At 47.9% G+C, this 13247-nt stretch carries 14 protein-coding genes; all 14 read right to left on the bottom strand.

Annotated features, from left to right (window positions below; all coding sequences use genetic code 11):
• Window positions 1–80 precede the first annotated feature (80 nt).
• Window positions 81–1400, bottom strand: coding sequence for a UDP-N-acetylglucosamine 1-carboxyvinyltransferase (gene murA, locus ABHN01_RS08080; RefSeq protein WP_429875091.1), 1320 nt, complete (start codon window positions 1398–1400; stop codon window positions 81–83).
• Window positions 1401–1430: 30 nt separating this feature from the next.
• Window positions 1431–2174 (bottom strand): YwmB family TATA-box binding protein, encoded by a 744-nt coding sequence (locus tag ABHN01_RS08075; protein ID WP_429875090.1) that lies wholly within the window; start codon window positions 2172–2174, stop codon window positions 1431–1433.
• A 169-nt stretch (window positions 2175–2343) separates the two neighbouring features.
• Window positions 2344–2577 carry a DUF1146 family protein gene (locus ABHN01_RS08070; RefSeq protein WP_290397782.1) on the bottom strand — a complete coding sequence of 78 codons (234 nt, stop codon included), beginning with the start codon at window positions 2575–2577 and terminating at the stop codon, window positions 2344–2346.
• 212 nt (window positions 2578–2789) lie between these two features.
• Window positions 2790–4307, bottom strand: a complete 1518-nt coding sequence (nuoN, locus tag ABHN01_RS08065; RefSeq protein WP_429875089.1) for an NADH-quinone oxidoreductase subunit NuoN — start codon at window positions 4305–4307, stop codon at window positions 2790–2792.
• Window positions 4308–4311: 4 nt separating this feature from the next.
• Window positions 4312–5817, bottom strand: a complete 1506-nt coding sequence (locus ABHN01_RS08060; protein ID WP_429875088.1) for a complex I subunit 4 family protein — start codon at window positions 5815–5817, stop codon at window positions 4312–4314.
• Window positions 5814–7682, bottom strand: coding sequence for an NADH-quinone oxidoreductase subunit L (gene nuoL / locus ABHN01_RS08055; RefSeq protein ID WP_429875087.1), 1869 nt, complete (start codon window positions 7680–7682; stop codon window positions 5814–5816). The genes ABHN01_RS08060 and nuoL overlap by 4 nt, the downstream gene beginning before the upstream one ends.
• Before the next feature lie 16 nt (window positions 7683–7698).
• Window positions 7699–8013 carry an NADH-quinone oxidoreductase subunit NuoK gene (nuoK, locus tag ABHN01_RS08050; protein ID WP_290397778.1) on the bottom strand — a complete coding sequence of 105 codons (315 nt, stop codon included), beginning with the start codon at window positions 8011–8013 and terminating at the stop codon, window positions 7699–7701.
• Window positions 8010–8522, bottom strand: a complete 513-nt coding sequence (locus tag ABHN01_RS08045; RefSeq protein ID WP_429875086.1) for an NADH-quinone oxidoreductase subunit J — start codon at window positions 8520–8522, stop codon at window positions 8010–8012. The genes nuoK and ABHN01_RS08045 overlap by 4 nt, the downstream gene beginning before the upstream one ends.
• Complete coding sequence (gene nuoI, locus ABHN01_RS08040; protein ID WP_290397776.1) at window positions 8519–8938, bottom strand: NADH-quinone oxidoreductase subunit NuoI; 420 nt, start codon at window positions 8936–8938, stop codon at window positions 8519–8521. The genes ABHN01_RS08045 and nuoI overlap by 4 nt, the downstream gene beginning before the upstream one ends.
• Before the next feature lie 26 nt (window positions 8939–8964).
• Window positions 8965–9969: an NADH-quinone oxidoreductase subunit NuoH gene (gene nuoH, locus ABHN01_RS08035; RefSeq protein WP_429875085.1), complete on the bottom strand. Its 1005-nt coding sequence runs from the start codon at window positions 9967–9969 to the stop codon at window positions 8965–8967.
• Complete coding sequence (locus ABHN01_RS08030) at window positions 9969–11069, bottom strand: NADH-quinone oxidoreductase subunit D (protein WP_429875084.1); 1101 nt, start codon at window positions 11067–11069, stop codon at window positions 9969–9971. Before ABHN01_RS08030 ends, nuoH begins: the two co-directional genes overlap by 1 nt.
• A 3-nt stretch (window positions 11070–11072) precedes the next feature.
• Window positions 11073–12266, bottom strand: coding sequence for an NADH-quinone oxidoreductase subunit C (locus ABHN01_RS08025; RefSeq protein WP_429875083.1), 1194 nt, complete (start codon window positions 12264–12266; stop codon window positions 11073–11075).
• A gap of 3 nt (window positions 12267–12269) precedes the next feature.
• On the bottom strand, window positions 12270–12782 hold the full coding sequence (locus ABHN01_RS08020) for a NuoB/complex I 20 kDa subunit family protein (protein ID WP_283891432.1): 513 nt from the start codon (window positions 12780–12782) through the stop codon (window positions 12270–12272).
• Complete coding sequence (locus ABHN01_RS08015; RefSeq protein ID WP_429875082.1) at window positions 12773–13147, bottom strand: NADH-quinone oxidoreductase subunit A; 375 nt, start codon at window positions 13145–13147, stop codon at window positions 12773–12775. Before ABHN01_RS08015 ends, ABHN01_RS08020 begins: the two co-directional genes overlap by 10 nt.
• Between the last annotated feature and the right edge of the window lie 100 nt (window positions 13148–13247).

Here is a 13247-nt window from a genome sequence, read left to right as displayed (position 1 = left end):
CATGCTCTTTTTACTACACCTTTAGAAAACACAATTAAAAAAGGCTTCCTGCAATTGCAGGAAGCCTTTTAGCATATGAATTAAGCAAGATTAGATTTTAATGATACCGATGATTTTTCCTCTGTTGGAACAACTTTCGATTCTTCGTTGACACGTTCGATGTCAGCTCCGAGATCACGAAGTTTTTCTGTAAATCCTACATAGCCGCGGTCGATATGCTTAAGCTCAGTGACGCGAGTATATCCGTCCGCTACAAGGCCAGCAAGAACAAGTGCTGCTCCTGCACGCAGGTCTGTCGCCGCAACCTCGGCTCCCTGTAATGAAACAGGTCCGTTGATTACAGCAGAACGGCCTTCAATTTTAATATCTCCATTCATGCGGCGGAATTCCTCCACATGCATAAAACGGTTTTCAAACACAGTTTCGGTAATGACACTTGTACCGTTTGCCCGAAGGAGCAGTGCCATCATCTGTGACTGTAAATCAGTCGGGAATCCAGGGTGAGGCATGGTTTTAATGTCCACTGGTTTTAATTCTTCTGATCCAATTACACGAAGTCCGGTTTCTTCGTCTTTAATGGTAACACCCATTTCTTCCATTTTTGCAATTAATGGGCGAAGGTGCTCGGCAATCGCTCCTTCAACAAAAACGTTACCGCCAGTAATCGCTGCAGCAACCATGTACGTACCGGCTTCGATACGGTCAGGAACCACAGCGTGAACTGCACCGGAAAGCTCTTCTACACCTTCAATGCGGATCGTACCTGTTCCTGCACCTACTACTTTTCCTCCCATGGAGTTGATATAGTTGGCGAGGCAGACAATCTCAGGCTCTTTTGCTGCATTTTCAATGATGGTTGTTCCTTCAGCAAGGGCAGCAGCTGAGATGATATTTTCTGTAGCTCCTACACTTGGGAAATCTAAATAAATTTTTGCGCCCTTAAGCCGGCCATCGATGCTTGCTTCAATAAACCCATTCCCGATTTTAACAGTAGCACCCATCGCTTCAAAGCCTTTTAAGTGCTGATCAATCGGGCGGGATCCAATGGCACAGCCGCCAGGAAGCGCGATTCTCGCCAAACCTACACGCGCAAGCAAAGGCCCCATTACTAAGAAGGATGCACGCATTTTACGAACATATTCAAACGGCGCTTCTGTTTTTAGAGCACCAGAAGCATCAACTTCGATCTCGCCATTCTCAAATTTAACTTCAATATTTAAATAACGCAGTACCTCGTTAATCGTATATACATCAGCAAGGGTCGGCACATCTTTAATCGTGCTTGTGCCTTTACTGGCTAAAATGGATGCTGCGATGACAGGCAGTACGGCATTCTTTGCTCCTTCTACCTTGACAGAGCCTTCTAACCGCCTACCACCACGGACAATGATTTTTTCCAACGATATTCCCCTCCGCGTCCAATTTCTATATTAATATTCAGACGTAATTATTGGTGTTCCAATTGTGACGGCAGTTTGGCCGCCCATTCCTTGATTTCTGATTGCAATCTGCAGATTCATTGCTTTGTGAGCTGTGTTCAATTTCTCATCCCAATGCTTAGTATATGCCGAGATTGATACAAACGTCTCTTCCTTCAGTTCTTCGACAGGAACAGCGGAGAACGTTGTCATGAGCTCAAGTGCTTGTTTATACAAACCAACGTCCATTGTATCACTATGTATCCCGGTGACACAAGAGAAAGTTGCAGTTTTTCCTTCAAAGTAGGTAGCGATCCTACTCTGAAACGATCTTGCAAATTGCTGGAATTGATTTTTATTCCAGCTCCTCCCTTCGACCGCATAAACAAGATACGTTGCCAGCTTTCCTTTTTGGGGGTAGGCTACCAGCGTAAGGCGCTCTTTTATACTCCCTGCCTCGGAAAATCGCACCCCGGACATTTTCAAATGTTCTTGTTCGTTGATTGCGTTCCATTTATAACCTTTAGCAGCCTTCTTTAATAATGCCGCTTTTTGTCGATACCCATTTACATCCGATGTAAAACCTGCACTACCTTTCGTGTAAACCGACCATTTTTTCATGATCACACCGTGCTGGTCCATCGCCTGCTTCATGTCCAAAATCTTCGTTACATTTGCCGTTTCTTTCGCCTGCACACTCGCATAAGAATGAACCAAAAATATAATAGCAAAAAATAGAATAATGTTCTTTTTCATTTTATTCCACCCGTCCTCTCCTGTATGTCTCATTCTTGCCAGAGGACGGTCCATTATTCATGGAAGTTGCAGTCATATTCCGACAGAAACTTCAGGTATTTACTTTGTTCAACAGTGAACAATCTTTTGCTGTATAGTGGGCTGCGATAGTTAATAGGTAAATGTTAAATTAAAATAAATATTTAAGCTGTGTGGAATAATTCAAATACGTGAGAAAGAAGCTGCTTACGAGGCTGGCAACTGCGATCGTCACAAGGACGAATAGCACTCGTGCCTGGATCACTTTGCCTTTTTTGATGTATGTGTCAAATCTTATTGCCTGCATGGCCCACCATGTGATGACGAGAAAAAGCAGGTAAACAAGGATATGTAGCAGCGCTTGCTGCCCGGCTTGTTCAAACAACTCGGTTCCTCCTTGCCACAAGGCCTGATCGGCCAGGTGTTTACTAAACAACACCATGATAACACACATCAACAGAAAGTAGCATAAACTGAATTTTACCATAAAGGAACAGACAAAAGACCTATTTTTAACCATGTTCCCAATTTTGACATAACTATCAAATCCAAGGGTATCTTTTTACAGAAAAAGGGGTCTGCATCACTGCAGATCCCTTATTTTTGCTCCATAACCTGGAAAAAATCGTTGAACTGAAATTCATTGTAAAAGAAGTGCAGAGCCGCTCCCGGGAAGATCCCGAAGAACAACGTCGCTGCCGCGCATACAGCCGTTACAACCAGGAGGCCTTTCTTATGCTGTATCCTGGGTCCTTCCTGCCCCGTGCGGAAAAACATCTGGCCGATGATATTGAAATAATAGAAGTAGGAGACGACCGTCGTAGCCATCAGGATACCCGCTAATATGTAATGTCGGGGATTTGTTCCAAGAGCATTCATAAAGATGCCGAATTTACCGGCAAACCCTGCTGTTAACGGAATGCCTGCCAATGAAAGAATGAAGATCGTCATGGCCACCGCAAGCCACGGAGAACGCTTATACAAACCTTCAAAACCAGATATATCGTTCGTCCCTGCTGCTGCCGTTACTGCCTGAATGACGGCAAATGCACCAATATTCATAAACAGATACGCCAAAAGATAAAACCAGGTGGTTTCAAACAGCAAGGCCGAAACGGATACGAATGGAACAAGAATATAGCCGGCCTGCGCAACCGAAGAATAGGCGAAAAGCCGTTTAATGTCCCGCTGCCGGAGGGCGATCACATTTCCGGCGATCATCGTTGCCCCAGCTAGGACAGCGAGATACGGCTGTACTTGAAGCAAGAGCTGATCTCCTTTTATGCCTGGCGCCGAACTGAAGCACAAGAGGAAGAAGCGAAGGATCAGCGCAAATCCCGCTGTCTTGGAAACGACGCTTAAAAAAGCGGTTACAGGAAGCGGAGAACCCTGATAGACATCAGGTGCCCACATATGAAAAGGAGCGGAAGCGATTTTAAAGGTAAGACCGGCAAATGTGATAAAGAAAGCAAACACAAGTAAAAACTGATTCTGCAAAATGCTCGTATCCCTCAGAGCCGCTCCGACCGCATACAGGTTCGTTTCCCCCGTCATCCCGAAAATGTAGCTCATTCCAAACAATGTGACCGCTGTTGAAATTCCGCCTGTTACCACATATTTAAAAGCGGCCTCATTTGACTCCATTTTCCGCTTTCTCAAACCGGCCATGACATAGGAAGAAAGGGAAAGGAGCTCCAGGCCGATAAACAAGGTGATCATATCTGCGCTGGAAGCCATAACCATGGCTCCAAGCAAGGCGGTGAGGAGCAGATAATAAAATTCCCCACGGTACTCCTCTTCTTCCTTCATTTGATAGTCGTAAGCTAAAACCAAGATCAGCCCTGTTCCCAAAAGCAAAATCAGCTTAAATGCCTTCGAGAAGGAATCCAGCCGATACATATCATGAAACAGTGATGCACCCGGATCGCCAAACTGAAGGTATAAAAAAATGAAAGATGCTGCGATTCCCGCTATGGCCAATATCCCGAGAGGACGGCGGCTTTTCGTCCCTGTCATAAACAGGTCGAGCAAGGACAGCAGAAGTGCTGTGCCTAAGACAACAAATTCAGGCGCCATGATTCCCCAGTTCATTGAAGTTAACGTTTGAAGATCCATCTAGCTACCCCCTTAAGCCTAACAAGATTGTGTCTAAAACCGTGTGTAAAGGTTCGCTAAGCATTCCCGGATAAATGCCGATAACGAGCACGAGGCCGAGAAGAACAAAGGCCGGAATCTTTTCGCGAGCCGTCATATCACGTCCAACAGGATAAGATTCTCTCGTTGGCCCAAAGGTTACGGAGAGAACAGCGCGCAAAACATATACCGCCGTCAATACGATTCCGAGAGTCCCGACTGCAGCAATGACCGGCATCACCTTGAAAAGCCCGAGAAAGGCCAGAAATTCACTGATAAACCCCGACATGCCCGGAAGCCCAAGCGACGCCAGTCCCCCGGCGAGAAGGACGCCTGCAGTGACCGGCATGGCGCCTGCAAGCCCGCTGTATTCTTTTAAATCTGAAGAACCCGTCCGTTCGTACAGCACTCCGATCAGGAAGAACAGCAGAGCGGAGATCAATCCGTGAGAGATCAGCTGAAATATGGCTCCCTTTAATCCGGCTTCATTCATGGCGGCAAAGCCGATCAGTACGATTCCCATGTGAGAGACAGAAGAGTAGGCCAGTACTTTTTTCAAATCCGTCTGTACAATGGCAAGAAAAGCACCAAAAAGAAGGTTGATCACTCCCAGGACCGCGATCCAAACCGCCAGCTGTTTAAATTCAGCAGGAAAGAATCCGATTCCGAACGTAAAGAGCCCGTATGCTCCAATCTTCAAAAGAATCCCTGAGTGGATCATAACGATGGAAGGCGGTGCTTGAACGTGCACCCTTAGCATCCATGTATGAAGGGGCACAATCGGCAGTTTAATCCCAAAAGCGACCAGCAGAGCAATAAGGACTGACATGCGGAACGTGCTTCCGAGACCCGGATGGCCATTTGTGCTGAGTATTTTCGCAAGTTCCCCATAATTGAGCGTTCCTGCTCTCATAAAAAGGGCTACGAATACAATGAGCAGAATGGCAGAACCGATTCCGTTATAGATCAAGAAGCTGTATGCCGCCTTTTCCCTGTCCGCATACCCCCACCTGCCGATCAGGAAGAACATCGGAATCAGCGTGATCTCAAAGAAAATGAAGAAGAGAAAGAGATTTTGAGCGGCGAACACCCCTAACATACCGAGCTCCAAGATCAGAAAGAAGATGAAATAACTTTTCCAGTCATGCTTTACGGTCCATGAACCTACGGCTGCCAGAACAGAAATAACAGCCGTGAGCAGCATGAGGACAAGTGACAGGCCATTAGCGCCCACTTCATACCTAATAGAAAAATAGGCGGCATCTCCCGATTGAAGCATTTTATAGGAGATCCAGTTCACCTGTTCAGCAAGCTGGATTCCAGAAGCCGAACGGTCAAAGGAGGCTGCTGCGATGACCGCGATCAGCATGGGAAGAAGTGCACCGAGCAGGCCTGCGAGTTTTAGGGCTCTCTCATTTTTGGAAGACAGTAAACTTAGAGCAAGAATACCGGCCAGCGGAGAAAACACCAGGATGGAAATCAGGTGGCTCATGAGAAATACCCCCCTGCCGCAGCAAAGAATAGTAGGATAATAACGAGGCCTGCAACAGCGACGGCACCGATTCTCTGCACCTGGCCATCGTACATATAGGAACCTCTTTTACCAAGCCATTGAATGAGGCTTACCGTTCCGTTTACAGCCCCTTCAACGAGGTACCGGTCAACATAGCTCCAAAGGTAGCTAAATCCCGTTGTTCCTCTGACAACCGTCGCGTCATAGGCCTCATCCACGTAATACTTGCGGTAAACGATCGTGCTGAGAGAAGGCAGAGAACGCGACAGCCAATTTCTCGACAGTTTCTTTTTACCGTACATGAGATAGGCCAGTAAGATTCCAGCCAAGGATACCGCCGTAGCAAGAATCGGAATCCAAATCGTCCCATGCTCTCCTTCTGCAGCGAACCGGACAGGGCCGTGGCTTAAATAATCTGCTAAAAAGGTTCCGAACCATGGGGTATTTAAATAACCAGCCAAGACAGCCAGGACACCGAGAACCGCCATTGGAAGGATCATCGGGCCATCGGATTCCCCCACCTTCCCATGCTCTTGGCTTGGGCTTCCTGCGAATACCATAAAAAACAGGCGGAACATATAAAAGGCGGTAAAAAAGGCAGCGAGTACAGCGAGAACAAATAATCCATATCTTCCATCCCCGTAGGTTGCCATTAAAATTTCATCTTTACTGAAAAAACCGGAAAAGAGCGGAAAACCGGAAATGGAGAGTGCTCCAATCAAAAATAAAGGAGCTGTAATTTTCAGCTTTCTCCAAAGACCGCCCATCTCTTCAATATTTTGTGTATGTACAGCATGGATTACACTCCCCGCAGCCAGGAACAGGAGAGCCTTAAAAAACGCGTGAGTCATCAGATGGAAGACTCCGGCTGTATAGCCGCCGGAACCGAGGGCGAGCATCATGTAGCCAAGCTGGCTCACGGTGGAATAGGCGAGCACCCGTTTAATATCCTTCTGCATCAGACCGATGGATGCGGCAAATATAGCGGTAATCCCTCCAACAACGGCGACGGTGGTCATGGCCGCAGAGGAAGCTTCAAAAAGCGGATACATGGCGGCCACGAGATACACACCTGCAGCGACCATCGTTGCTGCGTGGATCAGCGCAGACACTGGCGTTGGACCTTCCATCGCATCAGGAAGCCATGTATGAAGCGGAAGCTGCCCCGATTTACCGACTGCTCCTACAAAAATAAGAATGGCGATCAGCGTTATCATATCCGAGGAAATCGTTCCGTCGGCTATCGCTTTGAAAATCTCATCGTATTCAAAGCTTCCAGCCTGCCAGTATAGGAGGATGATACCGATAAAGAGTCCAACGTCTCCGATCCTGGTCATGATAAAGGCTTTTTTCGCGGCGGCTTTCGCTTCCGGCTTAAAATAATAGTATCCGATGAGAAGAAACGAACCTAAGCCGACCAGTTCCCAGAACATATAGACCTGAAGCAGGTTAGGGGACAGAACAAGCCCCAGCATCGCAAAGGTAAAAAGACCCAGGTAGGCAAAAAACACATGGAAACGGTCATCTCCATGCATGTAACTCTTCGAGTAGACATGTACAAGAAAGCTTACGAGCGTTACGATGACAAGCATCAACGCATTCAGCGGATTGATTTCGTATCCCATCGTTACGGCATGTTTTCCGATCGACAGCCATACTCCTTCTGCCTTGTAAGATTCCCCGCCCCATTGGCCGAGCATGACAGCAACAGCCAGCATCAAGGATAGCAAGGTTGCTCCGATACCGGCGTAGGCAGAGGCTTCTTTTAGTTTTTTTCCAAAAAGTAAAAGAAGGATGAAGGATAGCAGCGGTAACAGTGGTATCAGCCAGGCATTCTGCATCATCTTTTCCAACCCCTTTTTAGCGCTTCATAATATCCATTTCATCCACATTAACGGTCTTGCGGTTTCGGTACAGGGCCATCAGAATGGCCAGCCCTACCGCCGCTTCAGCAGCCGCAACGGTGATGGTAAAAAGTGAAAAGATCTGTCCGGTCAGGCCGGGTTTGGCGCCATACTTAGCAAAAGCAACAAGGTTAATGTTAACTGCGTTCAGCATCAGTTCAATGGAGATGAGCACGATGACTGCATTTCTTTTCGTCAGCGCTCCAAACAGCCCGATGCAGAACAGGATCAGGGCCAGTACAAGGTAAACGGACAAAGGAATACTATTCATTTTTCAGCCTCCTTCTCTTCGTCCCTTTTCGCAAGCACAATCGCTCCGATCAAGGCCACCAATAGAAGGACAGACGTCAGTTCAAATGGAATGATGTATTTTGAGTAGAGTTCGACCCCAATTTTTTTCGTGTTCTCAATGTGTAAATCAGCCGCCGGTGACCCGAGGCTGAGACGGTTTATGCCAAAAAACATAATCAGGAAAAAGAGTGCTACTCCTGCTCCTGACAATAAAACGGTCATCCTTGGCATCTTTGATTCCGTATCCCGTTCATGGCGGGTGAGCATGATCCCAAACAGCATGATGATCGTGATGGCACCAGAATAGATCAGCACCTGGACGGCAGCCACAAATTCTGCCGACAGCGTGATGTAGATGCCGGCGATGGCCAGGAACGTGAACACCAGCGCCACCACCATATGAACCACGTTTGACAGATTAATCATCAGTACACCGCCAGCTATGGCAGCCAAGGCCAGGATAAAGAAAGCAATCATTTCTCCTGTCATGCTTTATTCTCCTTCCTCACGTTGCTGTCGTTCTCATCGAGCCAAAGCAGATCTTTGAACAGTTCATCCCGGCTGTACTCCGCCAGTTCGAAATTGTTGGTCATGACGATTGCTTCAGTCGGGCAGACTTCTGTACAAAGATCGCACAGAATGCAGATCTCAAAATTGATGTCATACGTATCAATGATTTTCCCTTTTTTCCCAGGGTCGGGATGGGGCTTGCCAGTCAGCTGAATACAGTCTGTCGGGCAAATGTTCGCACACTGATTGCAGACGATACATTTTTCCGGATAGAATTTCTGAATGCCCCGGAAACGGTCTGGCATCTGAAGAGGGACATCCGGATATTGTGTTGTCACATTCTGCTTCGTCAAATTACTGAGCGTATATTTTAAGCCCTTTGCAAGACCTTTCACCTCACACCACTCCTTTTTTGCTAGACCTATCTTAAGAAGAGTTCTTTCACAACGGCACTGACAAAGATGTTGAGTAAAGCGACCGGCAATAGTACTTTCCACGCAAACTCCATGAGCTGATCGGCTCTCAAACGAGGCATTGTTCCCCGGATCCATATCATAAAGAAGACGATCACGCTGAACTTCAGGGCGAACCAGATGATCCCCGGAATAAAGCCCAAAAACGGGATCGGCTTCCATCCGCCAAGAAAAAGGACGGTCGTTAAAGCAGCCATGGCAAAAAGATATACATACTCCGTAAGCATAAAGAAAGCCCAGCGAAAGCCTGAATATTCTACGTGATAGCCGGCGACCAGCTCAGATTCAGCTTCCGGCAGGTCGAACGGAGTACGGTTCAGCTCAGCGATGGAGGAGATGAAAAAGACGATGAAGCCGAGCGGTGACAGAAAGATATAAGCCACCTTTTCCTGTCCGTTCACAATGTCGGTCAAATTAAGGCTTCCACTGAATAAAATCACCCCGATCACCGAGATGACCAGAGGAATCTCATACGAAATCATCTGGGCCGCAGACCGCATTCCCCCTAGAAGCGAGTATTTATTGTTGGAAGCCCATCCGGCCATTAAAATGCCTACCGTGGTAACACCTGATATGGCTATGTAATACAGAAGGCCGATGCTGAGATCGGAAAACTTCAGGTGCTCAGAAAAAGGAATCGCCGCTAAAACCATGAACGCCGGAGCAAAAGCGAGAACCGGCGCCAGAATAAAAAGCGGTTTATCGGCAAGCTTCGGTATGGTGTCTTCCTTGATCAGCAGCTTCAGCACATCTGCCACGGTCTGAAGAAGACCGAAACGCCCGCCGACCCGGTTTGGCCCCGGGCGAAGCTGCATGAACCCCAGTACTTTTCGCTCTGCCAAAATGGCATACGTGACAAATCCGAGAACGATAACCAGCAGGCAGGCTCCTAAACCGAAAAAGATGGCCGCATGGATCCAGCCTGGAGGCGAGGATAACAAATGATTCATCATCAGCCGTCCACCTCCCCTAACACGATGTCGATTCCACCCAGTATGGTAATCAGGTTTGAAATGTTTTCCCCTACAAGGAGCTTTGGCAATATTTGAAGGTTATAAAAAGACGGCCTTCTGAATTTCAGGCGGTAGGGCTCCTTTTTCCCTTCCGAAGCAATATAACAGCCGATCTCCCCGCGCGGCGACTCGATCCGGACGTATGCCTCTCCTTTTGGCGGCTTGATGATCTTTGGCACCTTCGCCATGATCTCCCCGTTTTCAGGAAACTGCTCCACCGCTTGCTCCACAATTTTTAAGGATTCTTCAATCTCTGCCATCCGGCACTGATAGCGGGCCCAGGCATCCCCGCTGTCAAAAGAGGGAACATCAAAGCTGAACCGGTCATAGATGGAATAGGATTCGTCTTTTCTCAAGTCCCAGCTAATCCCCGTACAGCGCAGGTTAGCGCCGCTCAGTGAGTAATCGAGGGCCTCTTCCTTCGAATAAAACCCAACACCTTTTACACGGTTCAGGAAGATTTCATTGCCGGAAACGAGGTCGTGATATCCCGACAGCTGCTCGCGCATGTAAGGAACAAATTCCCTGATTTTCTCGATCCAACCTTCCGGGGCATCCCATTTTACACCGCCAATCCTCATGTAATTGAACGTAAGACGTGCCCCTGATATTTCGTTCAGCAGCCCGATGATCGCCTCTCTTTCCCTGAAGGCATATAGAAAAGGGCTCATTGCTCCGATATCCAGAAGATATGTTCCAAACCAGACAAGATGACTGGCAATGCGGCCAAGCTCCATCACAAGAACACGAAGATATTCCGCCCGTTCAGGGATTTCAAGGTTCATCATCGTTTCCACCGCATGGCAGATCACATAATTGTTCGTCATGGCCGCAAGGTAATCCATCCGGTCGGTATACGGAATAATTTGTGTATATTGAAGATTTTCCGCGAGTTTCTCTGTCCCGCGATGAAGATATCCAATGACCGGTTGAGCTTCAATAATGGTCTCTCCGTCGATTTTCAGCACGATCCGGAACACCCCATGGGTGCTCGGATGCTGTGGGCCGACATTCAGCAGCATTTCCTCCGTGCGGATCACCGGCTACACCTCCACATCATACGGTTCATAATCTTTTCGAAGCGGGTGACCCACCCAATCGTCGGGCATCATGATTCTCGTTAAGTTCGGATGCCCGATAAAAGTTATGCCCAGCAGGTCGAAGGCTTCCCGTTCCGGCCAGTCAGCCCCCGCCCAAAGAGGGGCGAGCGAATCGATCACTGCTTCTTCTCTGTTGATTTTTACTTTTAATGCAACGGGACTGCGATGCGAGTAGGAATAAAAATGGTTGTAGACTTCTAGATGAGTTTCAAAATCTGTGGCGTGAAGTTCTGACAAATAATCAAAACGAAGTTCTTCGTGGTGTTTTAAAAGCTGTGCAACTTTAAAATATGTATCCGGTTTGGCAACGAGGGTCGGAACGTCCCTGGAGAGCCGGTTGATGTAGCTGTCTTCAAGTACATCCTCTCCCAATGCCTTTTGGATTAAGCTGACATAACGATCAAGGAGCGGCTGCAGGGGGGATGGTTTTTGTTCCTCAGCAGGCTCCTCAGCCTTCGTCGTGGCAGTTGCCGCTTTTGCTCTTGCAGCGGCGGCGGCTTTCGCCTTGGCGGCCGCAATTGCCTTTGCTTTTTCATCGGAAAGGCCAGATGAATCTCCCGCTCCCTCTCTCGCTGCTTTTGCTTTGGCAGCAGCTGCCGCTTTTGCCTTCGCTGCTGCGGCGGCCTTTGCTTTCGCTGCCGCCTTTGCCTTTTCATCGGCTGCGGGATCAGATGGGTCTCCCGCTCCCTCTCTCGCTGCTTTCGCTTTGGCAGCAGCTGCCGCTTTTGCCTTCGCTGCTGCGGCGGCCTTTGCTTTGGCTGCCGCCTTTGCCTTTTCATCGGCTGCGGGATCAGATGGGTCTCCCGCTCCCTCTCTCGCTGCTTTCGCTTTGGCGGCAGCTGCCGCTTTTGCCTTCGCTGCTGCGGCGGCCTTTGCTTTCGCTGCGGCCTTTGCCTTTTCATCAGCCAGAGAATCATTGGTACTTGGTGCTTCTTCTTTTTCTCTTAATGCTTTTGCCTCTGCAACCGCCTTTTTCTTTCGCTCTTCAATGCTCATTTCCTGGGAAGAATTTTCGTTCTCCTCTTTTTTCTCGAGCGCTCTTTGTTTGGCAAGCTCCAGGGCCTTCGCTTTCGCCTCAGCTGCAGCCTGCTTTTTTAATTCAGACTCTGGAGATTGTCCATCGTTTTCGCTAGGCATGCCTTACATCACCTTCTTCCCAGTCTTCGCTTCGTAACGGATCTTCTCCTGCAATTTGTTGATTCCATAGATAAGGGCTGCAGGATTTGGCGGACAGCCGGGAATATAAACATCAACAGGAACGATTTGATCTACTCCTTTAACGACAGCATATGACTTGATATAAGGTCCTCCTGCTGTAGCGCAAGAGCCCATGGCGATCACCCATTTCGGTTCCGGCATTTGATCATAAAGCCTTTTAAGAACTGGAGCCATCTTTTTTGTTACCGTTCCGGAGACAATCATGACATCCGACTGTCTTGGGGAGGTCCGGAATATGCTGCCGAAACGGTCCAGGTCATAGTGGGATGATCCTGTTCCCATCATTTCTATGGCGCAGCAGGCAAGGCCGAACGTAAGCGGCCATAGTGAATTGCTTCTTGCCCATGCTTTAATCTGTTCCAAAGTAGTTAAAAAGATATTGCGTTCAAGCTCAGCTTTTTCTTCAGGCGAAATATCCGACAGTTTCAGATCCATTTCAGCACCTTCTTTTTCCAGGCATATACGAGGCCAAGGGCGAGCATCACAATAAAAATCCCCATTTCAATGAGAGCAAACGCGCCGAGATGTTCATAGGCGACCGCCCATGGATATAAAAATACGGTTTCTACATCAAAGATGACAAACAAGAGGCCAAACAAATAATATCTTACATTAAACTGGATCCAGCTTTGATGAAAGGGTTCTATTCCGCTCTCATATGTGGTTGCTTTCTCTTTTGTCGGTTTATACGGGCGGAGCAGGCGCCCTGCCGTTAATGCCCCAACCGGCAAAAGAATACCCAAGGCGAGAAAGACGGTTACAACAAGGTAATTGTTTTGGTAAACATGTGTTAAGTCCATCCATTACCTCCCTAATCATCAGAATTTTTTAAACATTATGTAATCGTATTCATTATAGCAAATTCCAAAATTTGTGTCGACACAGGAGGGAGACTGGCAC

Origin of the sequence: Fictibacillus sp. NRS-1165 (assembly GCF_050468105.1) — a bacterium.
GTDB classification, from domain to species: domain Bacteria; phylum Bacillota; class Bacilli; order Bacillales; family Fictibacillaceae; genus Fictibacillus_C; species Fictibacillus_C terrinigri.
The sequence above is the reverse complement of the archived record's forward strand: the minus strand, read 5'-3'. Positions and strand labels throughout refer to the sequence as shown.

Coding starts and splice junctions, on each gene's coding strand:
- nuoK (WP_290397778.1), bottom strand. CDS start 8,013: ATGAATAGTATTCCTTTGTCCGTTTACCTTGTACTGGCCCTGATCCTG.
- ABHN01_RS08045 (WP_429875086.1), bottom strand. CDS start 8,522: ATGACAGGAGAAATGATTGCTTTCTTTATCCTGGCCTTGGCTGCCATA.
- ABHN01_RS08015 (WP_429875082.1), bottom strand. CDS start 13,147: ATGGACTTAACACATGTTTACCAAAACAATTACCTTGTTGTAACCGTC.
- nuoL (WP_429875087.1), bottom strand. CDS start 7,682: ATGATGCAGAATGCCTGGCTGATACCACTGTTACCGCTGCTATCCTTC.
- ABHN01_RS08025 (WP_429875083.1), bottom strand. CDS start 12,266: ATGCCTAGCGAAAACGATGGACAATCTCCAGAGTCTGAATTAAAAAAG.
- ABHN01_RS08020 (WP_283891432.1), bottom strand. CDS start 12,782: ATGGATCTGAAACTGTCGGATATTTCGCCTGAAGAAAAAGCTGAGCTT.
- ABHN01_RS08060 (WP_429875088.1), bottom strand. CDS start 5,817: ATGAGCCACCTGATTTCCATCCTGGTGTTTTCTCCGCTGGCCGGTATT.
- nuoN (WP_429875089.1), bottom strand. CDS start 4,307: ATGGATCTTCAAACGTTAACTTCAATGAACTGGGGAATCATGGCGCCT.
- nuoH (WP_429875085.1), bottom strand. CDS start 9,969: ATGATGAATCATTTGTTATCCTCGCCTCCAGGCTGGATCCATGCGGCC.
- ABHN01_RS08075 (WP_429875090.1), bottom strand. CDS start 2,174: ATGAAAAAGAACATTATTCTATTTTTTGCTATTATATTTTTGGTTCAT.